15 protein-coding genes are annotated in these 22,219 nt (G+C 56.2%); 7 read left to right on the plus strand and 8 right to left on the minus strand.

The genetic code is table 11. The annotated features are described in order from the left end of the window. Window positions 1-33 precede the first annotated feature (33 nt). The 5 genes from NV64_RS00215 to NV64_RS00235 are packed head-to-tail and all read right to left on the minus strand — an operon-like array spanning window position 34 to window position 7,287. A complete protein-coding gene (locus NV64_RS00215) occupies window positions 34-5,598 on the minus strand; it encodes an AAA family ATPase (RefSeq protein WP_101505027.1) in 5,565 nt (1,854 codons plus the stop codon). Then, window positions 5,595-5,981: a response regulator transcription factor gene (locus tag NV64_RS00220; protein ID WP_101505028.1), complete on the minus strand. Its 387-nt coding sequence runs from the start codon at window positions 5,979-5,981 to the stop codon at window positions 5,595-5,597. The genes NV64_RS00215 and NV64_RS00220 overlap by 4 nt, the downstream gene beginning before the upstream one ends. 14 nt (window positions 5,982-5,995) lie before the next feature. After that, window positions 5,996-6,280 (minus strand): DUF1427 family protein, encoded by a 285-nt coding sequence (locus NV64_RS00225; protein ID WP_101505029.1) that lies wholly within the window; start codon window positions 6,278-6,280, stop codon window positions 5,996-5,998. Window positions 6,281-6,282: 2 nt separating this feature from the next. Beyond that, window positions 6,283-6,534, minus strand: a complete 252-nt coding sequence (locus NV64_RS00230; RefSeq protein ID WP_101505030.1) for a DUF1427 family protein — start codon at window positions 6,532-6,534, stop codon at window positions 6,283-6,285. Between the two features lie 60 nt (window positions 6,535-6,594). Next, window positions 6,595-7,287, minus strand: a complete 693-nt coding sequence (locus tag NV64_RS00235) for a hydrolase (protein WP_056237255.1) — start codon at window positions 7,285-7,287, stop codon at window positions 6,595-6,597. Between the two features lie 333 nt (window positions 7,288-7,620). Between NV64_RS00235 and NV64_RS00240 the strand changes: the two genes are divergently transcribed. Beyond that, a complete protein-coding gene (locus NV64_RS00240) occupies window positions 7,621-9,498 on the plus strand; it encodes an amidohydrolase (RefSeq protein WP_056237257.1) in 1,878 nt (625 codons plus the stop codon). Between the two features lie 149 nt (window positions 9,499-9,647). Continuing rightward, complete coding sequence (locus NV64_RS00245) at window positions 9,648-11,273, plus strand: MFS transporter (RefSeq protein ID WP_101505031.1); 1,626 nt, start codon at window positions 9,648-9,650, stop codon at window positions 11,271-11,273. A gap of 82 nt (window positions 11,274-11,355) precedes the next feature. Here the strand turns inward: NV64_RS00245 and NV64_RS00250 are convergent, their stop codons facing one another. Then, window positions 11,356-11,844: a GNAT family N-acetyltransferase gene (locus NV64_RS00250; protein WP_101505032.1), complete on the minus strand. Its 489-nt coding sequence runs from the start codon at window positions 11,842-11,844 to the stop codon at window positions 11,356-11,358. Window positions 11,845-11,929: 85 nt separating this feature from the next. Here NV64_RS00250 and NV64_RS00255 point away from each other — a divergent pair, with 85 nt between their 5' ends. The 4 genes from NV64_RS00255 (at window position 11,930) to NV64_RS00270 (ending at window position 18,949) form a co-directional block, all read left to right on the plus strand. Then, window positions 11,930-12,877 carry a LysR family transcriptional regulator gene (locus NV64_RS00255; protein WP_199177598.1) on the plus strand — a complete coding sequence of 316 codons (948 nt, stop codon included), beginning with the start codon at window positions 11,930-11,932 and terminating at the stop codon, window positions 12,875-12,877. Between the two features lie 622 nt (window positions 12,878-13,499). Continuing rightward, a complete protein-coding gene (locus tag NV64_RS00260; RefSeq protein ID WP_101505034.1) occupies window positions 13,500-14,552 on the plus strand; it encodes a TIGR04086 family membrane protein in 1,053 nt (350 codons plus the stop codon). Window positions 14,553-14,825: 273 nt separating this feature from the next. Then, complete coding sequence (locus tag NV64_RS00265; protein WP_101505035.1) at window positions 14,826-16,424, plus strand: gamma-glutamyltransferase family protein; 1,599 nt, start codon at window positions 14,826-14,828, stop codon at window positions 16,422-16,424. A gap of 1,112 nt (window positions 16,425-17,536) precedes the next feature. Then, entirely contained in the window at window positions 17,537-18,949 is a 1,413-nt protein-coding gene (locus NV64_RS00270) for an FAD-binding oxidoreductase (RefSeq protein WP_101505036.1), read from the plus strand. A 51-nt stretch (window positions 18,950-19,000) separates the two neighbouring features. Here the strand turns inward: NV64_RS00270 and NV64_RS00275 are convergent, their stop codons facing one another. After that, window positions 19,001-19,417, minus strand: coding sequence for a type II toxin-antitoxin system VapC family toxin (locus NV64_RS00275; protein WP_056237281.1), 417 nt, complete (start codon window positions 19,415-19,417; stop codon window positions 19,001-19,003). Then, window positions 19,414-19,644, minus strand: coding sequence for a type II toxin-antitoxin system VapB family antitoxin (gene vapB / locus NV64_RS00280; RefSeq protein ID WP_056237284.1), 231 nt, complete (start codon window positions 19,642-19,644; stop codon window positions 19,414-19,416). The genes NV64_RS00275 and vapB overlap by 4 nt, the downstream gene beginning before the upstream one ends. 466 nt (window positions 19,645-20,110) lie before the next feature. On the opposite strand from vapB, the gene NV64_RS00285 reads away from it, so the two are divergent. Next, window positions 20,111-21,685, plus strand: a complete 1,575-nt coding sequence (locus NV64_RS00285; protein ID WP_233208882.1) for a methyl-accepting chemotaxis protein — start codon at window positions 20,111-20,113, stop codon at window positions 21,683-21,685. The last annotated feature ends 534 nt before the right edge of the window (window positions 21,686-22,219 follow it).

Below are 22,219 nucleotides of genomic sequence, written 5' to 3' on the forward strand. Positions count from 1 at the left end.
GAATGCTCCCGCCACCCCGTGCGGGAGCTCCTCTCACTCCATTTTTCCCTCAACCGGGAGGGTGAACCAGAACAAACTTCCTCCCTCAGGGCGGTTCTCGGCGTGCAGAACGCCACCATGACGTTTGATGATCTCTTTGCTGATGGTCAGCCCCATGCCCATACCTTCCGCTTTGGTGGTGTAAAACGACTCGAAAATCTTTTCCGGCATCTCTCCGGGCAGCCCGCTACCGTTATCAGCCACGTCGATACGAATCACATCCCGGACCGGATGCGATGAAGCGATACGTAAATGTCGTACGCCGGCGTTTTCCGCCATCGCTTCAATGGCATTAATGACCAGGTTAAGCAAAACCTGCTGTATCTGGACGTTTTCACAAAAAATAGCGTCATTTCCCGCCGACAGATCCAGCTCCAGCGAGATGAGTTTGCGTTCCAGCTCCAGACGGGACAGGCTTAATATATCCCGCGTGATCAGGTGCATTCTTGCCGAAGCAAACTCAACGACCTGTTTACGGGTAAGCGCCTCAAGCCCGCGGATGATATTGCCGGCGCGTCGGCCTTCACTGATGATCTCATCAAGGCTGTTGCAGGCATTCTCCAGATTAGCGGGATCGCGTTTCAGCCAGCGCTGGCTGGCACCGGCATTAGCCACGATAGACATCAGCGGCTGGTTAATTTCATGGGCGATTGAAGAGGTAAGCTGGCCAACGGTCGATGCACGCGCCACGCGAGCCAGCTCCACCTGAGCGATCCTGACAGCGTTCTCTGATTCACGCTGTGCCGTGATATCCGTCAGCGTGCCAAAGTATTCAGCCACCTCTGGCCAGTTATCATTTGGCTCACCAATGCCCTTAATATAACGACATTCGCCATTATCGCGGATAATACGGAACTCAGCCTGCATGACGGTCCCCTTCATCACGCTGGTTTCAATTAACTCCCGCAGGCAAAGAATATCATCCGGGTGAACACGACGCTGGAATTCAGCCATCGAGGTGGTGGTCTGTTCATCCGGAAGGCCCATAATCCGTTTATATTCATCAGAGATGTATTGCACGTCGGGTTCCACATGCCAGTGCCAGGAGCCGGTATGACTGATTTTTTCCCCCAGCATCAGCGACGTCTGGCTGGACAGCAGTTTCTTTTCGATTTTACGGCGCTGATTGTTCTCCTCGACCAGTTCGGCATACAGTCGGGCCGTCTCCAGTGAGACCGCCGCCTGTGCGCCCAGCATGGAAACAATCCGCGAGTGTTCGGCGGTAAACATATCGGGCATCAGCCGATTTTCCAGGTAAAGTACCCCAACCATCTGAGCCTGCCGGTACATCGGCACGCACATCACCGCTGCCCCCGAGGCGACCAGATAATTATCCTGACTGAACGGGCTGAACACCTCAGGTTTGCCGGTGCGGATCTCCTGCCCGGTGCGGATCACCGCAGAGAGGACCGACAACGGCAGATCGGTCGCGACCGGTAATTCGCGGACAATTCTGACCTTTATGCCGTCAACGGTGGTGGTGGCTCTTGCCTGGATTTCAGGAATATTATCGTCGGTCAGCCTGATTAACATGCAGTGCTGGGCACCGGCGCGTTCCACCAGCATGATCATCAGGATGTGTATCAGCCGATCCAGGTTGATCTCTTCGGTCAGGGCGCGCATCACGGTTACCATGCTCTGCAGGTCGCCGATCGCGGCGCTGGGTTCAAAGGACAGGGTGCTGAGCGCAGTCTGAGAGGCGTGGCAGGCGAGTGCCGGATACCGTGTTTCCAGCTGCTTAACTTTGGCCCCTGCCCCCCAACGGTCCCATGCGGCTATTGCCCCCCTGATGTAAGCATCACCGGCGAACGACATGCCCCTGGCGTAGGCCAGACCTGCGGCCAGCTCGCAGGCCAGTCCGTTGATATGATGAAACTGCCCTTCACGTGACAACGCAATGGCTTTTTCAAACTGCTCTGATGCCCCGGTCGTTTCCCCTTCAAGACGCAGCAGCTCCGCGCGAAGCAGGGCTTCCTTATCTGAAAACGTTTTCGTGTTCTCATTTGACCAGGTCACAATCCTGTCGAAATGGTGCCCGAGCCGCTGCCGCAAATCCTCGGTCATGGCCCCGGTTTCTAAGGGAATGGTCAGGGACAACGCGCTGTAGAGGTGATAATCGAGCATATGTACATGCCCGGGGATGTGTTCGACAAAGGGTAACGCGTCTTTAAACAACTGCTCTGCCACTTCATATTCATGTGCAAAGAAGTGGGCCATCGCTTTGTACAGTCGCGACCAGAACCGCATCAGGAGTATCGGCTCAACGGCGTTTTCGGGTTTCACCACCTCCAGCACCGGCGTCAGGAAATTATCGCCGCTGAACGTATGGCCCCGTGGCTTACGCAGGAACAGGACGAAGTCCAGCTGCATGCCGAGAATAACTTCAACGTCGCGATACTGCGCCTTTTGCACAAACAGCAATGCCCGCGAGACTGACGTGTGTACCCCGTCGAGATGGTCTCCCCGGGCCAGCATATTCATAATGATATGCCGCAGCGCCAGGCAGGCAGAGGTCCGGTCGCCGGTTTCAACCCCAACGTCAAAGGCAGCCCTGGCCCGCTCAATCGCGTAGGTTAGCGGCATTGTCCACACGCTGACCTGGTCAAGCGGTAGCAGCGTACGCGCTTTAAAGCTCACAAAGTCATGCTTGTAAACCAGTTCACGCGCCAGCAGGGTGCTGGCAAAACCACGGCTGTACTCATCATACCGATCGCCACAGACCACCCCGTACCATGAGAGCGCGAGCGTGGATGCGCCACTCAGTCCACGGGCCATGGTCAGGTGCAGCAGCCTGCACAGCAGCATGAATTGCAGTCGTGGATTGGTAAAGGCGGCGAACGTGCTGGCGCTGGCCATCAGATTCATGATGGCTACGGTATTTTTACATTCCACCAGCGGAAGTGAACGGAACCGGGTATACGGATTTTTACCCACATCCTCCTTCAAAACCAGCCTTGCTGCATCGCACTCTTCCGGGCCAGGATGACGGTTCAGTTGCACACCAAACACCGCAAGCCACTCTAGCGCGGTTTCCAGCGCACGTTCACTGTCCGACTGCCGCATGTGGATTTCAGCGATCAGACAGGCAGCCTCCGCTTTGGTTGTCATCTCGCCGGATGAAAAGTGAAGCCGGGTACTTAACGTCAGTGCGGCAGCAAGATTGCCGTTAAGAAATTCGCACTCGGCCTCTTCAAGAAGGAACTCCCCGGTATCGCTCTTTCCCACGTCGTGGAGAAGAGAACGGGCCATTTTCAGGTAGCTCAGCGCTGAAACGTAGTCACCGGTGGTTTTTGCACGCCGGGTCGCTTTCAGTATCAGCTGGCAGCATCCCTCAATATCCTGAGCCAGCAATGAACGATCTTTAATGGCAACCAGATGATGCGCGGCGCTGAAAAGCAGCACATTGGTCACATCGAGGCTGAATTTACGCCTGTAAATAAGCGCGGCGGCGTAATGAAAAGCATCTTTCTCTTTATCTGTTAACAGGTCGAGTGCCGCCTCATGCATGCTCTCATGCATAAAAGCGTAACCCTGATCGCTTAACGCGATCAGTCTTGCCTTCACGGCGGGTAACAGCATCCGCTCAATGTCAGCCACGGGCAGGGTGGTAATGGTGCTAATCACCTCGAGCTGGCCCGCGTTTCCCGCTAACGCCAGCTTGCCCAGTAGCTGACGCGTCGGCACCGGTATTAATGAGAGATGCAGTAAAACACTGGCGGCAACGTTGGCCGTAAAATGGCTGTTTTTAAGCGCCTGCAGATCGCAGGCCCAGCGGCGCGGCGCGGTGTGGCTAATCAGTTCATCACGCAGGGCCTGACGGAAAAATTCATGGGTTGCAAGCGGATTGCCGGCGGTTTTCTCATGAATAACCTGCGCAAGTTCCAGGGTGGCCGAAGGGGTGGTGTGAAATATCCCGGCCAGCCAGCCGGCAATATGCGTCTCAGAAAGCGGGGCCGGCGTGATATCGGTAATGCGCATGGCACAGGCGCGAAGACGCTGCAGATTGCCGATGATGGTAGGGCAAGGTAATGAGACACTATCGCGATGTGCCATGACCAGCAGCAGCGGGATGTCTTCACTGGAGCTGAGCAGATTCTGCAGCAGGTGAAGCGTGGCCTGATCGGTCCAGTGCATATCATCGATAAAAATAACCAGAGGCCGCCCGGGCGCGGTGAACGCCCTGACCAGGTTACTGGCAACCAGCATCAGCCGTTTTTTTGCATCAAGCGTGTGCACATGAGTCAGCACAGCCACTTTTTTATTCAGCAGGATGCCCAACTCCGGGACCAGATTCACCGCCAGCCCGGCGTGTTCGCCCAGCAGGCGGGTTATGTGCGCCTTCCACTGCGTCATTTCTGCATGGGGAAGGCCGAGCACGTGGAGTGCCAGCACTTTGAAGGCGGCGGTAAACACCGTATACGGCATCACCGGCGAATGCTTATCCGCCTTCACTACGGTGAGCAGCGCTTTTTTATTACGCAGTCGTCTGAGTGACGATGCGATAAGTGATGACTTGCCCGATCCCTGAGCGCCACCGATCACCACCAGACTGTGCTTGCCGCTGCGGCTTACCTCATCAAAAGCCGCCAGTATCTCCGTTGCCTGTGGATGGTCCGTACAGAGCGTATCCAGTGAAAAATGGCTGTTGGGGGGATCCTGCAGCCCCGGCGTAAAAGGCTCAATCAGCCCGTCCGGCATCAACGTGGACGCGCATTGCCGCAGATCGGCCAGCACCGCCTCGGCCGTCTGATAGCGGTTTTCCGGAGATTTGGCCAGCAGTTTCAGGATAATGGCCGAGAGAACCACCGGAATCTCTTTGCGCAACGTATGCGGCGGCAGCGCCTCAGAGGCAATATGGTGATGCACCCACTCTGCGTGTCCGCCGTCAATATTGCCGTAGGGCAACCTGCCGGTCAGTAACTCGTACAGCACAATACCCAGACTGTAGAGATCGCTAACGCGGCTGACCGGATGCGCTGAGCGAGAGGTATGCTCCGGAGACATATAGGCCAGCGTACCGCCGGCGACCTGCAACGGTGGCTTCTGCAGTAAATCGTCATTAACAGATGACAGCCCGAAGCCGCCCAGCAGCACCGTGCGATCGTCCGTATAAAAAAAGTTGGCAGGCTTGATATCACCGTGTACCAGCCCCTGCTGATGCATCATGCTCAGCGTGCCGCAAAGCGTTGCGGCACGTGTGAGAAAATCAGTGATATCTCCGGGGGGCATGCACAAAATATCTGCCAGCGTGCGATAGTTAAACGGCGGGTAGATCAGCGCATATCGCCCTTGATAATGGGTGTGTTGCCGCGGTTTTAGCGCCCAGCTCTCCGATAACCTGCCGCGAAGCGCATATTCGTTTTTCAGCCGCTGGGTGATCTGGGAGAGCAGTTCATCATTGCCTGCGGTGGCAAGAATAAAGGATTCACCGCTAATGGCATGGCGACACAGAAACCAGTCAATCGTGTCATCCTGCACCAGCCGGCTAAAGGTAGTGTCCTCTGATAACAGGATTTCATCATGTTCTGTTTCGACAGACGGCCGCGTAGAGTGGCTCACTGACGCGCAGCCTGACAGGAAAACGCCTGGAGGATGTGTTCAAACAGGGTGTCAATCTCAATCGGCTTAGGTAAAAACGCTATCGCGCCTAGCGCGATAGCGTACCTGTGCATGCTTTCATCTCCATTGCCGGAAATGATAATACCCGGCGGATTTTTCAGCCGCCGGGTGAGATTGATGAAAAGCTCAAAACCATTCATGCCTTTCAGCTGCACATCAATGATAAAAAGCGCGGCATTCGCCATCGCTGCTTCATCAGAAAGAAGAGATTCTGCCGAATCAAACGCCTCTGTCAGAAAACCTTCTGACTGAAGCAGGTTGGTCAGACCACTGCGGACAGAACGTTCATCATCGACGACGATAATGCGCTGCGACAGCTGCATGCAGTTTTCCTTAGTTAATACTCAGGCCCGGATCGGGCGCTTCCCTGGGAGGATTTGTCCTCTGAGGACGAGGGATTATCCCCGATTTTATGGTGATACTGATGGCGAAACCAGTGCAGATTGACCGGCTGACGCTGAATCAGTCGCCTGGCTAGCGGGATAATGTGCTCGCCAGTCTGCATGCCCAGCAGCCCTACCAGCGCAACGATTGGCGGGGCCGGAGAATTTACGTCAATGATGGCATAGATCAGGCCCGCCAGTACGCCAACGATCAGTGAAACAGAATAGGTTTTCAACATGTTTATCCCGCCTGCTTAGCCAGTAATGATAACGACTGCGGCCGGTGGTCAGCGGTGACCGGGTGTTGTTCACTGATGGTAACCCTGGCTGATGAGGAAGTGTGAAGCAGTTTCCCTCCCAGGGTGCTGCCGATAACCATTCCCAGCAGTCCGATCAGTGCCACCGCTGGCGGAGCCGGAGACTGAACCCTGAGCAGCGCATAGATGATGCCGATCAGCGTGCCGGCCGCCAGAGAGAGTAATAAAGGACTCACAGGCCCTCCTTTATCTGAAAAAGCGGGCCGGCTCCGCAAAGAGCCAGCCCGCTGAACGGTTTAACGCACCGGTGCCGGAACCGGAGCCAGGGTACGGTGTTCGCTCTTCTGACGTGAAGGCGCCTTGTGTACCATGGTGTAGGCGTAATCAACGCCGATACCGTAAGCACCTGAGTGCTCTTTCGCAATGTCCATCACCGCGTTGTACGTCTCTTTGTGGGCCCAGTCACGCTGCCACTCCAGCATAACCTGCTGCCAGGTGACAGGAATAACGCCAGCCTGAATCATGCGCTGCATCGCATAGTCGTGCGCTTCTTTGGTAGTGCCGCCAGAGGCATCAGCCACCATGTAAATTTCGTAATCACCTTCCAGCATCGCGCACAGTGCGAACGTGTTGTTGCACACTTCAGTCCACAGGCCAGAAACAACAATTTTCTTCTTGCCGTTCGCCGCCAGTGCGTCGCGGACTTTCTGGTCATCCCATGAGTTCATTGAGGTACGCTCAAGGATGTCCTGGCCCGGGAACACGTCCAGCAGCTCCGGGAAGGTATTACCGGAAAAACTTTCGGTCTCAACGGTAGTCAGTACGGTCGGAATATTGAAGACTTTGGCCGCTTTAGCCAGCGCCACGACGTTATTTTTCAGCACCTGGCGATCGATTGACTGCACACCAAACGCCATCTGTGGCTGCTGATCGATAAAGATAATCTGGCAGTTCTGCGGCGTGAGTACTTCAAGCTTGCGATTGGTCATGTCATTTCCCATTGAGGTTAGAGGGGCTAAGTTCAGTAAAAAAAATTAATGGCATCAATTTGCAGCAGCCGCCGTTAGCGGGTAGCGCATTCCTGCTCGCTGCTATCCGTAGGGGTGGGTCACTGTTGCTGCGCAGTGTAGGAGCCTTTTATTTTTCAAACTATTATCTATAGGTATAACTATACGAAGGTATACCTATCCTTTTGTATAACTAGACCTGCTACCGACCTCCTGATCATAATCCCGTCATCCCACTATCCTGCTTTTACAGCAGAGCATTTCACTGGCTGCGGTCGTAATGAGCGCATCAGACCATTCAATTCTGGAGATCATATGGTTACCCTTGGTAAAGCCGACGTCATACTCACTAATGGACGATTTCACACTGTCGATCGCGAAAATCCGGTGGCCGATGCCGTGGCCATTCGCGACGGTAAATTTCAGGCCGTGGGCAGCCTGGCGGAAGTTATGCAGTACCATTGTGAGGGAACCAAAGTCCTCGATCTTAAGGGCCATACCGCCGTACCGGGCCTGAATGACTCACACCTGCACTTAATCCGTGGCGGTCTGAACTACAACCTGGAGCTGCGCTGGGAAGGCGTTCCCTCCGTCGCGGATGCGCTACGCATGCTGAAAAATCAGGCGCTGCGCACCCCTTCGCCACAGTGGGTGCGCGTGGTGGGCGGCTGGAACGAATTCCAGTTTGCCGAGCGGCGTATGCCCACGCTGGATGAGATCAACGAAGCGGCGCCGGACACGCCGGTGTTCGTACTGCACCTGTATGACCGCGCGCTGCTTAACCGTGCCGCACTGAAAGTGGTGGGCTATACCAAAGATACGCCTAACCCGCCGGGCGGTGAGATCCAGCGCGACGGCAACGGCAACCCGACCGGCATGCTGATCGCCCGTCCCAACGCCATGATCCTCTACGCCACGCTGGCGAAAGGACCGAAACTGCCGCTGGAGCAGCAGGTGAACTCTACCCGCCAGTTCATGCGCGAGTTAAACCGTCTGGGCATCACCAGCGCCATTGATGCCGGCGGCGGCTTCCAGAACTACCCGGAAGATTATCAGGTGATTGCCGAGCTGCATGAGAAGAAGCAGTTGACGATCCGTATCGCCTACAACCTGTTCACCCAGCGTCCGGGGCACGAGCTGGAAGATTTTGAAAAATGGACCGATCTGCTCACTCCGGGCCAGGGCACCGACTACTTCCGCCACAACGGCGCGGGGGAAATGCTGGTCTTCTCGGCGGCCGATTTCGAAGACTTCCTGGAACCGCGTCCCGATCTGGCGCCAGGCATGGAAGATGAACTTGAGCGCGTAGTCCGCCACCTGGTTGAACACCGTTGGCCGTTCCGCCTGCACGCCACCTACGACGAATCAATCAGCCGTATGCTCGACGTGTTTGAAAAGGTTAACCGCGACATTCCGTTTAACGGCCTGCACTGGTTCTTCGATCACGCTGAAACCGTTACCCAGCGCAATATCGATCGCATCAAGGAGTTAGGCGGCGGTATCGCGGTCCAGCACCGTATGGCCTTCCAGGGCGAATACTTCGCCGAGCGCTACGGCATCGAAGCAACCCGCCACACGCCGCCGGTGGCCCGCATGCTGGAGACCGGCGTGCCGGTCGGGCTGGGTACTGACGCCACCCGCGTGGCCAGCTACAACCCGTGGACCGCGCTCTACTGGCTGGTGTCCGGCCGCACGGTGGGCGGGATGCAGATGTATGACGTCAACGCCCGTCTGGATCGCGATACGGCGCTGATGCTGTGGACACAAGGCAGCGCCTGGTTCTCCAGCGAACAGGGTAAGAAAGGACAGATTAAAGCCGGTCAGCTGGCGGACGTCGTGGTCCTGAGCAAGGATTACTTCAGCGTGCCGGAAGAAGAAATTAAGGGTATTGAATCGGTGCTGACCCTGGTGGACGGGAACATCGTCTACGCTGCAGGTTCTTTCACCTCTGAAGCGCCGCCGTCAATTCCTGTGCTGCCAGAATGGTCGCCGGTGGTGAAGGTGCCGGGCCACTACCGCAGCGCCCCCCCTTCTGCGAACACCCGCGTTGGTCTGCAGCAGATGCCTCACCAGTGCAGCGGTCCGTGCGGCGTGCACAGCCACTCACATGACGTGGCTCGCGGCGCCAACCTGCCGGTATCCGAAGATAACGCCTTCTGGGGCGCGCTCGGCTGCAGCTGTTTTGCATTCTGACGTTAAAACGCGTCTGTTCTCTCAGCAGCCCCGCAGTAATGCCGGGCTGTTCTGTCTGCGCCTGCCCGGCGAACAGACCCAGTCGGCCTGCCTGCCGGTCCTCGACGGGCCGGTGGCGCATCCGCTTTGGTAAACCCAGGAAAGTAGTTATGGCGCAAGCTAACGATATCAACAACATTACGCAGAATGAGGCCCTGCCGTCCCCGGCGGCGGCATCATCTCTGGATCCTTTGCGTCAGCCGGTGTTTCGCATGCTGTGGATTGCCACGGTGGTGTCCAATATTGGCTCGTGGATGAACGACGTGGGGATCAACTGGACCATGCTGACGCTCAGCGCCGATCCCCTCAGCGTGGCGCTGGTGCAGGCAGCCAGCAGCCTGCCGATGTTCCTGTTTGCCCTGCCCTCCGGCGTGCTGGCCGATATTATCGACCGGCGTAAGTATCTGCTGTTTTCACAGCTGTGGGTGTTCATCGCCGCCGCCGGGCTGACCCTGTTGTCCTTTACCGGGCACGTCACGCCGCTGGTGCTGCTGATTGCGGCCTTCCTGATGAGCGCCGGTGCGGCAATGAGTTCACCGCCATTTCAGGCTATTGTCTCGGACCTGGTGAAAAAGGAGGAGTTAGGACCCGCGATTGCGCTTAACTCGCTGGGTATCAATATCAGCCGCGCCATCGGTCCGGCACTCGGCGGGCTGATCCTGTCGTTCGCCGGGCCGTGGATGGTGTTTCTGCTTAACGCCCTCTCTGTCGTTGGCGTCGCCTGGGTGCTGTACCGCTGGAAAGAGTCGCCCGGTATTCAGCGCCTGCCGCCGGAGCACTTTTTTCCCGCCGTGCGCGCCGGTCTGCGCTACGTACACGCCGCACCGGTGCTGCGCAACGTACTGGTTCGTACCGTGGCATTCTTCGTGTTCGGCAGCGCCGGCTGGGCGCTTCTACCGCTGGTTGCACGCCGCGAACTGGGGATGGGGCCAGGCGGCTACGGCATTCTGCTGGCCTTTATCGGCGTCGGGGCGATTTGTGGCGCGGTGCTCCTGCCCCGGCTGCGCAAACGCTTTAACGCCGACCAGCTGATGGTGCTGGCCAGCCTGATGTTTGCCGCGACCCTGCTGGCGCTGGCGTTTATACGCAATGTCTGGCTGCTCAACGTGTTTGAGTTCTTCACCGGCTTCGCATGGATTGCCGTGCTCTCAACCCTGAATCTGGGCGCACAGCGTAGCGCCGCAAAGTGGGTCAAGGCGCGGGCGCTGGCGGTTTACCTCACCGTGTTCTTTGGCTCAATGACCGTGGGTAGCGCCATCTGGGGGCAGCTCGCGTCCAGTTACGGCATTCCACTATCGCTGTGTGTGGCAACGCTGGGGATGGTGCTGGGCTGCTTTACCGTATTGCGCTGGCGTCTGGATAAAGATCCTGACCTCAATCTGGACCTCAGTGATAGCAACGAGCCGGTTCCGGTACTGGATGTGCATCACGATCGCGGGCCGGTGCGGGTAAGCTACGAGTACCTGCTGCAACAGCAGGATGCGCCGGCATTTATGGTCTGTATGCAGGACTTAAGGCGTGTACGACGTCGCGGCGGCGCCATCAACTGGGCGGTGTACGAGGATATTCTGCAACCCGGCATTTTCGTTGAAACATTTGAGGTGGGCTCGTGGATGGAGCATCTGCGCCAGCTTGAACGTTACACGATGAACGATCAACGGATACAGAACCGGGTAACCGCATTTCATCAGGCAGAACAGATGCCCGTGGCACGCTATCTGATTGCACCTGAGTAAGGCATGATTTTTGGGTAAATTACCCAGGCCTGATACTCTGCAGGACCGGCTCACCGGCCGGTCCTTTTTCTTGCTGACCCCGTCAGAGCGTGGTGCAGCTGGCGAATCTTTCCAGCGCGGGGCCGTCAAGCCGGTAGCGAACCCACTCGTTAAGGGGCAGCGCATCAATACTCTGATAAAACTCGTTGGCCGGTTTATCCCACTCCAGTACGTTCCATTCAATGCGGCTGCACTGCCGGCTTACCGCCAGTTGGGCAATAAACTGCAGCATCGTTTTGCCAGCGCCCCGCCCTCGGTAGTCGGGCGTAAAGTAGAGCTCTTCCACGCTCAGGCGATGGCGGCCTGACCAGCTGGCCTGACTCATTGAGATTATCGCGTATCCATTGACAGTCCCGTCTATTTCACAGATATAGGCTTCAGCAGGCGATCCCGGAGAGAATAAAAACGTCCTGATTTCTTCAATGGCGGGTATCGCTTCCAGCGGTGCCTCTCTGTAGACGGATAAGCCATTGATCATGTTATAGATGGCATCCGTATCTGCCTCGCTGGCCTGCCTGATCATCACGTCCATACACTGTCTCTTATCATCACCATTTGAAGGCTGAAAGGATAATGGGTATCTTTCAATGAATTAAGTGCATTAATATCAATAAAGGATGAATTCTATGCATCATGTGCTGAGGCGTATCGATCTTAACCTCTTGCCTGTTTTTGATGCGGTGTTCCGGCACCGATCGGTCCGGCTTGCGGCGGTTGAACTCTCAATGAGCACTTCAGCACTCAGCCATGCCTTAGCGCGCCTGCGTGACTTTCTGAAGGACCCTCTGTTCTATCGTGAGGGGCACCGAATGTGCCCCAGCGTTTACGCTCAACAGCTTGCTCCTCACATCGCCAGGTCACTGTCTGCCCTTAATCAGCATCTCAGCCCGGTGCAGCCGTTCGATCCCCTGAACAGCAGTGAAACGTTTCGTGTTGCGGTAACGGACTACACCGCCTTCTGTATTTTTCCGCGGCTGATGCGTGCGATTGAAAACACTGCGCCCGGCATTAATTTTGAACTGTTTCATTTACCTCACAACCCGGCCCTGAATCAGTTACTGGCAGGAGAAGTGGACCTGGCGCTGAGTTTTAGCGAGCCGGACGACGTTAAACATCAGGATTTGGACGAGGTTGAACTCTTTAGCGATGAATTTGTGGTGATCGGTAACGTTAATCGTCAAAGCATGACGCTCGACGATTATCTCTCTGCCGTACATCTGGTGGTGACGCCATGGAATGAAAGACAGGGATTGCTGGATACGCACCTCGCAAAACTGGGGCTGCAACGAAAAATCACGCTTAAAACGCCCTCGATGCTGAGTTCACCCTATATTATCGCCGAAAGTGAACTGCTTATGGCAATCCCGTCGTTCGTTGCGGGAAAGCTGGAAAAACTGGCCAACTTTAAGACCTTCAAACTGCCGTTCTGTGCGCCTCCTTTTACCGTCAAAATATTCTCCCATGAACGCAGTGGCAAAAAGAAATCTACCGACTGGTTAAAAAAAGTCATTTTAAACAATACTGTTATCGGCACCGACCCTGGTGTGACGCCATACAAGCTGTAAAAATTTCCACCCTGTCTGAGAGTCGTGCTGCCCGGCGGACGCCCTCGCGTTGGCTGGAGCCTGTCAGAGCATAGTACATCGCTCCTCCGCAGGCAGCTCAGGGCCTGGCGGCGCGCTCAGGCAAACCGCTGACGACTGCAGCTACGTCAACGGTAGTGAACTGTTCGTCGACGGCGGTACCGCAAAAATTTAAGCGTCCTTCATCCTGTTTAGCGATGCCCGGCTAAAGTGACTTTAATTATTATCACTCATATTCCTTCATGACCTTGTTGAGCCGGACGTTTCATTCGCCGTGCAACGCGAGGTCATCCTTAACAATGTAACAAGGCAGACACATGCATAGTGCTGATTCTTCGATCGGTCAACTGCACACTGTTTATTTATTTCCCCTCCTCAGACATCTGATAAGGCGTGAATGCGTGCATTATAATTAGCATTGATTTATATGAAATTTATATGCTCCCCACTTCTCAAAAACAATTACACCCGCATCTCCTTCAACCGCTATTTTTTTTGCAGCCCATAAATAACGGCATGAAAAACAGAATGGTGCAGAATATTCTTATTTATGAACTACGCTTAAATTGAATTAACACGTAACCATGTAAATTAAGGATAGTTTATGGACATTCAAAGAGATTCAGTTGTGGTCAGGCGTATTTCCTGGGGAAGCGTGATCGCCGGTGTGGTCACCGCTATTGCGCTGTCCCTGCTGTTCACCACCCTCGGCACCAGCCTCGGCCTGTCAATGCTGCAACCTAAAGCCGATGATGTGGTGAACGGTGCCGATAAAGCCGTGCTGGCGTGGTCGGTGATTTCGGTGGTGATCAGCCTTGCCTGCGGCGGGTTTATCGCCGGCCGTCTTGCCGGCACTGACGGCACCGTTCACGGATTCCTCAGCTGGGCAACCTCGCTGATCGTCGCCTCGGTACTGGGCTTTATGGCGGTCGGCGGGGCGCTGAATATGGCAGGCTCCGCGGTAGGCTCTGTCGCTTCAGCCACCGGCAGCGCGGTCAGCGGCATCGGCAGCGTGGCGGCGAACGCCGCAGGCGGCACCGCAGGCGGCACCGCCGATATGGCGAAAAACCTGTCGGATCGCCTTGGCTTCGACACCCGGCTGACCGCGGAAAACGCGGATGACAATATCACCGAAGCGTTACGGAAGTCAGGCATCCGCGAGCTGCAGCCGGACTATCTGCAGTCCCAGCTGCAGGCGGCGGGCAATGACGTTGCTTCGGCCGTTAAGGATCTGGCGGTCAGCCCGGACAGCAGCGATGCCATTTTTGATAAACTGGGCCAGAAGCTTAAAGCCCGTATCGATACCGTCAGCCAGTCGATCAACCGGGACGATGTTAAAACTGCGCTGGCGCAGAACACCAGCATGACCCCTGAAGAGGCGGATAAAGCGGTTGATAACTTTATCAAAACCCGCGATACCACCGTCACTCAGGCTAAACAACGTCTGGACGAACTGCAGGGGCGCCTGAACGAGGCTAAAGTGCAGTACGCCGAACTCAAAAAAGAAGCAATTGAGAAAGCGGATCAGGCGGCCAGCGCGGGTGCCAGACTGGCGCTGTGGTCGTTCATTGCGCTGCTGATCGGCGCGGTCGTCAGCGCCTTTGCCGGCCTGTGGGGGGTGAACACCCATCCTGAGTATCGTCGCATCAGGGCATAAACGTCACCCACCTGAAACGACCAACGCTGTTTACCCCGCCCTGAGATCCCTCTCAGGGCGGTTTTTTTTCTCACCGCACTTACCGTCACTCTTCGTTCATCAGCTTACGGCCTTGCGCCTGACGCCGTTGCGCCCGTAACAGTATGGAAAGCCTGCCGTTAAAGATGACACCGTCCCTGGCCTCAGCCATTATGAGTGAGGCCAGCGGATCTTTTACCGGCTGGATCGGCCGTCGCCGTTATCGGGCGCAGTGACCCACAGTAAGGGAGGTTTATGAGCAATCTTGATTACCACGTCAGCTACGCTTCGCACCGCGTGCCGGTGATGGGCCGTAACGCCGTTGCCACCTCGCAGCCGCTGGCGGCGCAGGCGGGCATCCGAATGCTGCAACAGGGCGGCAACGCGGTGGATGCGGCGATCGCCAGCGCCATGGCGCTGACGGTGCTGGAGCCGACCGGTAACGGCATCGGCAGCGACGCCTTCGCCATCGTCTGGGACGGTAAGCAGCTGCATGGCCTGAATGCCTCCGGGCGTGCCCCCGCTGAGTGGAACCTTGCACGTTTTGCCGGGCTGAAAACGATGCCGCAAACCGGCTGGGAAGCGGTGACCGTACCAGGTGCGGTGTCGGCGTGGGTGGCGCTGGCGGAGCGTTTCGCCAGCCTGCCGCTGACCACGCTGGCGCAACCGGCCATCGACTACGCGCGTAACGGCTTTCCGGTGTCGCCGCTGATCGCCCGGCTGTGGCAGGCCGGCTACAACAAACTGCAACAGCAGCCGGGCTTTACCGAGTGCTTCGCGCCCGGGGGCCGCCCGCCGCGTGCCGGTGAGCTGTACCGCAACCCGGCCCAGGCCGCCACGCTGCAGAAAATTGCGGAAACGCGCGGTGAGGCGTTTTACCGCGGTGAACTGGCGCAGAAGATCGTGGCCAGCGCGCAACAGCACGGTGCGGCGCTGAGCCTTGCCGATCTTAGCAATCACCGTGCTGACTGGGTGCGGCTGCTGTCGCGGCCGTTTGCCGGTGGTTCGGTGCACGAGCTGCCGCCAAACGGTCAGGGCATCGCCACGCTGATTGCCATCGGCATTCTTGAGCAGTGGGATATTGGCCGCTATCAGCCTGATTCCGCACCGTGCCTGCACCTCTGCTTTGAGGCGATGAAGCTGGCGCTGCTCGATCTGGAACGCTACGTCGCTGACGACGATCGTCTGGCGTTCCCGGCGGAGCACCTGTTAAGCGACGAGTATCTGCAGCAGCGGGCGGCGCTGATCGATCCCGATCGTGCCGGGGATTTTACCTATGGCTCGCCGCAGCAGAGCGGCACCGTCTATCTCACCGCCGCCGACGCCAGCGGCATGATGGTCTCGTTTATCCAGTCCAACTATATGGGCTTCGGTTCCGGGGTGGTGGTGCCCGGCACCGGCATCAGCCTGCAGAATCGCGGCAACGGCTTCTCGCTCGACCCGCAGCACCCGAACGTGGTGGCGGGCGGTAAACGGCCGTTCACCACCATTATTCCTGGGTTTGCGTTGGACGCGGCCGGGCAGCCGCTGATGTCGTTTGGCGTGATGGGCGGCACCATGCAGGCGCAGGGCCATCTGCAGCTGGCGCTGCGCGTGATGCTGCACAAGCAAAACCCACAGGCGGCGATCGATGCCCCGCGCTGGCGCGTGGTGCAGGGGCGCGAGGTGATGGTCGAATCCGGCATTGACCGCAACGTGCTGGCAACGCTGCGTGAGATGGGGCACCTGATTAGCGTAGAAGATCCGCTCTCCGGCCATAACTTTGGCGGCGCGCAGGCGATCGTCCGCGATCCACAGGGCTTCTATGTTGCAGGCTCCGAAAGCCGGAAAGATGGTCAGGCGCTGGTCTGCTGATAGCCTGAGCACCGACCGCACGCCGCAGGCGACTATGCTAACGGTTTTACCGTGACGCTCTGGCCGCCGCGGGATATTCTGGTGGCGCAAAGGGTCTCAGTGACCCTTTAACCAACCTGACGCGTATCCACGTTCGTGGTCAGTGCCGAACCTGATTATTCCTTATTTGCGGGCGCTGAAGTTGAGCGATCGGCTTCCGTACCGGTGCGCTCAACTCCATCACTGGCATTACCAGCACATTCAGCAGATATTTTGCCGACAGGTATTAAATTCCAACAATTCTCATGCAGATGCATAGCCCCCACCGTACAAATATCACCCACTTGGTTTTATCTACAGTCAGAATAACGCCGCAGCCTCTTAAATTCCCCCCCACCAATTTTGTCATTTTAATTTTTTTTCAAATTTTTTTGCATGAATAATTACCTGCCAGCAGGGGGCACATTAATGCATTTATATGCAATTTTTATTCATTTTAATGAATAGTTTTGTTAAAACCATGAATTTTTCAGGGGGTTATAGGTTAGCTTACTGTGCATAAGACGTTTTGTTTTATCGCTAACTTTGTTAATGTGCGGCACCATTATGGAGCATGGCAGTAAGAAAAACGCTATTCTGGCGAATTTTCCACCCGCTCCCGGTTCGTAACAGAGAAACACGCTTCGCAGAGAAAATACAGTACGGCTATTTAATGTCACTCACTGGCAATGCCAACAAACGTTGCTTTTTAATCCATGCTTCCGGGCAGGCCTTATCACACCTGTCACTTAAAAGACGGGGAAAAAGGTAACAAGTCGGATGGCATTGAAAGAGTCATTGTCATTAAAAAAACAATCGCTTCATGGCGGGAGAATTAATTCCCTGCCGGGGATCGCTTTGCCTGCTCGTTAATAACGCGAGCCTTTGCTGTGGCATCAACAGACCATCCCCACGTCGTTATTACGGGATTGATTGCCATTAAGCATACGGATAACTGAAATAGCATTTCCGAACCGAAAAAACCATTAGCTGCACAGGGATAACGCCTGTTTCTATCCAGGTATATTGATTTGACAGAGGCCGGCACAGGATGTCACCCGGCCGCCTGTCGTCTACCAGAGAGACGTTCTGCAATGAAACTGACAAGAAGAAAATTTTTACTCGGTGGCGCGGCGCTGGCCGTGGCCGGCGGCGCTATTCTGACGCCTATGCTCACCCGCGAAGGTCGCCTGCTCCCGGGCATGCCGCGTTCCGGCTTTGTGCCCGGCCTGAGCGAACCGCTGCCGAAACAGTCTGACGTGGTGGTGATCGGCGGCGGCATCCTCGGCATTATGACCGCCATCAACCTGGTTGAGCGTGGCCTGTCGGTGGTAGTGCTGGAGAAAGGCAACATCGCCGGCGAACAGTCGAGCCGCTTCTACGGCCAGGTAATGACCTACAAAATGCCGGATGAAACTTTCCAGCTGCACCACCTTGCCAAACAGCGCTGGCGCGAGATGAATGCCCGAATCGGCACGGATACCACCTACCGCACCCAGGGCCGCGTTGAGGTCCCGCTGGATGACGAAGATCTCGAGCATGTAAAAACCTGGATCGAGCGTAAACGTCAGGAAGCCGGCAGCGATATTCCGTTCAGAACCCGCATTATCCAGGGCGATGAACTGAGCCAGCGCCTGCGCGGCGCGAAGTCCGAATGGAAGATTGCCGGTTTTGAAGAGGACTCCGGTAGCCTGGACGCCGAAGTGGCGGCGTTTGTGATGGCCGAGCATGCGAAAAAGATCGGCGTCAAAATTTACACCAACTGTGCGGCGCGCGGCATTGAAACTCAGGGCGGCGCGATTTCCGACGTGGTCACCGAGAAAGGCGCGATCCGTACCTCGCAGGTGGTGGTGGCAGGCGGCGCATGGTCACGCCTGTTTATGCAGAACCTGAATGTAAGCGTCCCTACCCTGCCGGCCTACCAGTCACAGCAGCTGATCAGCGGCGCGCCGGGTGCGCCGGGCGGCAACGTGGCGCTGCCGGGTAACATCTACTTCCGCGAACAGGCCGACGGCACCTATGCCACCTCACCGCGCGTGATCGTGGCACCGGTGGTGCAGGAATCCCTGATGTACGGCTATAAGTATCTGCCGCTGCTGGCGCTGCCGGACTTCCCGGTGCATATCGCGCTGAACAAACAGCTGGTCGACACGCTGATGCAGCCAAAGCACTGGAAGAACAGTGAAGAATCGCCGTTCGAGAAAAACCGCGATATGGTCGCCGCACCGGACCTGCCTGAGCTGAACAGCTCGCTGGAAAAACTGCGCGCCGAGTTCCCGGCGTTTAAAGCGTCGAAACTGATCGACCAGTGGAGCGGCGCGATGTCCATCGCACCGGATGAAAACCCGATTATCTCCGAGGTGAAGGAGTATCCGGGAATGGTGATCAACACCGCTACCGGCTGGGGCATGACCGAAAGCCCGGTCTCAGCAGAAATCGCCGCCGACCTGCTGCTGGGCAAAAAGCCGGTTCTCGATCCAAAGGCGTTCAGCCTGTATCGTTTCTGACGCCGTCCGGACCTGCCAGCGCGCCAGTACCCAGGGGTACTGGCGCTACGCTTACTTTGCCCAGTCTTCCAGTGCCAGACCCGTTACCCGTTCAAACTCTCGCACGTTGTTGGTCACCAGAACGGCCCCTGCGGAGATGGCATGGCCTGCAATGCCGGTGTCATTTGGCCCGATCGGCGTGCCCGCGGCAAAGAGCGCAGTCTTAACCTCTGTGGTGGCGTCTACCGCAGCCCGGTCCCACGGCAGAATGGCATCAAGACGGCTGCAGAATGCCTCAACCAGCTTTGCATGGCGCGGTGAAGCCTTTTTACCGATTGCACCGAAACGCATCTCCGCATACGTAATCGCAGAGACAACGATGCGATGGTTGCGCAGTACAGCCTGTTCAAGACGGCGAATCACCGTTTCCGGTTGCTCACGCATGATAAAGGAGCAGATATTGGTATCCAGCATGAAGGTTTTAGTCATAGTTCAAAACGCCCCTCATCACTGACAACATCATCGCGATCGGCCATAAAGTCCTTATCAGCTTTCTCCTCTTGCAGATACGATCCCCACGTTGGTCGTACGGGACGCAGGATAAGGGTATCGCCATCCCGCAGGATTTCAAGTTCACTGACGCCGTCAAAGTCCAGGTCACGTGGCAGGCGAATAGCACGGTTATTACCGTTTTTAAACACGGATACGGTTCGCATAGTTGTCCCTCACAGGTTGAACAGATCCGGGGGATATTCCCGGTCAGATTATTATAGATGTCCGGGCGGAACATGTATATGCCTGGCATATGCATAGCGTGCTTTTTGTTCACCTCCGCAGCAGCGAACCTATAAACAGCGCGGAGAGCGACGTGCCCAGACAGGCCACCGACGCCAGCGTAGTGGTCTGCACCTGAGCGGATAGGGAGAGTAATCCCGTGCCGGTTGTTAACAAGTCTCATATTTATGCTTATACAACGTTAAATATTATGGACTGATAAGATCATTTAAAAAAAGCACAGTAATATAACTCTATTTTTTGAATCGAAAATAGTTTGATAAGCAACGTTGCCGTTTAAAACCGATCCTACCGGTAAAGTTAATCCTGTTGATGCCGATAATAGTGGTGTCCGTCTTTTTTTAAAAAATCACGCTAACACGGCAGCTGAAAGGATGAATTTTTATTATGAAAAACACAATGAGCGTGAAAAAAATGCTGACGCTGGCCTTCGCCACCGTCATCCTGTGCGGCGTCTGCGTTTCACTTTTCGCCGGCTATAAACTTTACAACGCTTCGGAGCAGCAGAAGCTGACTACGGCGCGATTCAATGACTTAGAGGTATTAAGAGGCCTGCGGGACACGTTCTCGCAACAGCTTAACGAAGTACAGGGGCTGCTGGCGCGTAATGATGATAGCGCGGCCCGTACATCAGAGACTTTTATTACTTTGCAGCAGAAGAATGACGCGGTAACGGATATGTTTCGCGGCCTGGTCAACGGGGCGAAGTCGATTCCCGGCATTAACCTGCAGGAGGTCGAAGAAGCCTCTTCGCGGTTAGCCGTTATAGAACAGACGCGCGCCGCCTGGCGCGAGAAGGCCGCAGCGCTGTTTACTTATCCGCTGGCCGACGACGCAGCGCGACGCGCGTGGTTTATTAACCAGCTGCTGCCTGCCGCGGATAGCTATGGCAAGGCGATCGGTGAAATGGTTGATTACCAGCAGAGGGTCACCAACGCGACGCTGGATTCATCCTCACGCCTGCTGGCCGGCGTATTCACCACGCTGTATATCCTGACCGGGTTTTCAATCCTGCTGGGTATCCTGATGACCTGGCTGATTACCCGTCGTCTGCAGAGCCAGCTGGGCGGAGAACCGGCTGAGGCGGTGCGTCTGGCCACGGCCATCGCAGAGGGCGATCTGACCACCGAAACGGCGATCGGGCCGGGGGACAGCAGCAGCCTGATGGCGTCGCTGGCCGGTATGCAGGAGCGTCTGCGTGCCCTGGTGGCGGGCGTGAAGGATACCGCCTTTAACGTGGCCGAAGTGGCAAACGGCATCAGCAACGGCAACCACGAGCTCGCTTCCCGTACGGAACAGCAGGCGTCGGCGCTGCAGCAGACCGCGGCCAGCATGGAGCAGCTCAGCGCCACGGTGCGGAACAACGCCAGCGGCGCCGAACGCGCGGCGCAGGACGCGCGTGAAGCGGCGAAAAGCGCGCGTAACGGCGGTGAGAGCGCCGGCCAGATGTCTGACGCCATGAGCGGCATTGCCAGAAGCGTGGACAAGGTCAGCGAGATTACCGGCGTGATTGAAGGCATCGCCTTCCAGACCAATATCCTGGCGCTGAACGCCGCGGTGGAAGCGGCGCGAGCGGGCGAAAGCGGGCGAGGCTTTGCCGTGGTCGCCGGTGAGGTGAGAACCCTGGCACAGCGCAGCGCGGTGGCCGCACGGGAAATCAAGGACGTGATGCGTGAGGCAACGTCGCTGGTAGCGGAAGGGTCGAAAGTCACCGACGCCACCGCCAGCAACATCCGTGGTATCGCTACCACGGTGGTTGACCTCGCCGAATCTATCGGCGAAATATCACTGGCGTCCGGTGAGCAGATGCTGGGCATCAGCCAGATACACCAGGCCGTAAACGAAATGGACAGCGTAACCCAGAAGAACGCCACGCTGGTTCACACTTCTGCGGCGGCGACTGAGAAGCTGGACGAACACGTGTCGGTGCTGACGGCGGCCGTCAGCCGCTTCAGAACCTGATAACGGCACGGAGCGTGATTTTTTATTTAACCGCAGAGGGGCCATTTGTAAATAATCGTACAGGTCCCTTGCGCTTTCAGCATACGGCTACTATTACTTAGCCCGCTGATTGTTAAATATTTAAGATGTGCCTGAATGCATATTGACCGCCCCCTTGTGGGGCGGTTTTTTTTTGCACGCGGCTAACGCCAACCGGTACTCCAGTTAATTTAAAGCATAGGTGATTAAAGTTAAAAAATAATAAACTTTATCTTTCTTAAAATCTTATCAGTTTCATGTCCGCCATTTTATCATTCTCACCGCTGGCTGATGATTGTTGCCCGATCCTGTTATCACGCCGATGGGTTTTCAGGACTGAAAGGCAAAGCTATATTTATTTTATATATTTAAAACAATATGTTAAGAAAAATAAAAGGTTCAGACTCTGGTCTGCATCCGCGGCTTCCGGCTGAGCGGCAGTACAGCAAGACTGAACAGAAATCCGCTCACAAAAAAACTTCTGATGACTCCCCGTACGATATGCGCGCTAAACGT

It is taken from the genome of Erwinia sp. B116, assembly GCF_002865965.1.
Taxonomy (GTDB): domain Bacteria; phylum Pseudomonadota; class Gammaproteobacteria; order Enterobacterales; family Enterobacteriaceae; genus Erwinia.

Coding starts and splice junctions, on each gene's coding strand:
- NV64_RS00255 (WP_199177598.1), top strand. CDS start 11,930: ATGAATTCTATGCATCATGTGCTGAGGCGTATCGATCTTAACCTCTTG.
- NV64_RS00265 (WP_101505035.1), top strand. CDS start 14,826: ATGAGCAATCTTGATTACCACGTCAGCTACGCTTCGCACCGCGTGCCG.
- vapB (WP_056237284.1), bottom strand. CDS start 19,644: ATGCGAACCGTATCCGTGTTTAAAAACGGTAATAACCGTGCTATTCGC.
- NV64_RS00225 (WP_101505029.1), bottom strand. CDS start 6,280: ATGTTGAAAACCTATTCTGTTTCACTGATCGTTGGCGTACTGGCGGGC.
- NV64_RS00270 (WP_101505036.1), top strand. CDS start 17,537: ATGAAACTGACAAGAAGAAAATTTTTACTCGGTGGCGCGGCGCTGGCC.
- NV64_RS00285 (WP_233208882.1), top strand. CDS start 20,111: ATGAAAAACACAATGAGCGTGAAAAAAATGCTGACGCTGGCCTTCGCC.
- NV64_RS00250 (WP_101505032.1), bottom strand. CDS start 11,844: ATGGACGTGATGATCAGGCAGGCCAGCGAGGCAGATACGGATGCCATC.
- NV64_RS00220 (WP_101505028.1), bottom strand. CDS start 5,981: ATGCAGCTGTCGCAGCGCATTATCGTCGTCGATGATGAACGTTCTGTC.
- NV64_RS00275 (WP_056237281.1), bottom strand. CDS start 19,417: ATGACTAAAACCTTCATGCTGGATACCAATATCTGCTCCTTTATCATG.
- NV64_RS00235 (WP_056237255.1), bottom strand. CDS start 7,287: ATGACCAATCGCAAGCTTGAAGTACTCACGCCGCAGAACTGCCAGATT.
- NV64_RS00245 (WP_101505031.1), top strand. CDS start 9,648: ATGGCGCAAGCTAACGATATCAACAACATTACGCAGAATGAGGCCCTG.
- NV64_RS00260 (WP_101505034.1), top strand. CDS start 13,500: ATGGACATTCAAAGAGATTCAGTTGTGGTCAGGCGTATTTCCTGGGGA.
- NV64_RS00240 (WP_056237257.1), top strand. CDS start 7,621: ATGGTTACCCTTGGTAAAGCCGACGTCATACTCACTAATGGACGATTT.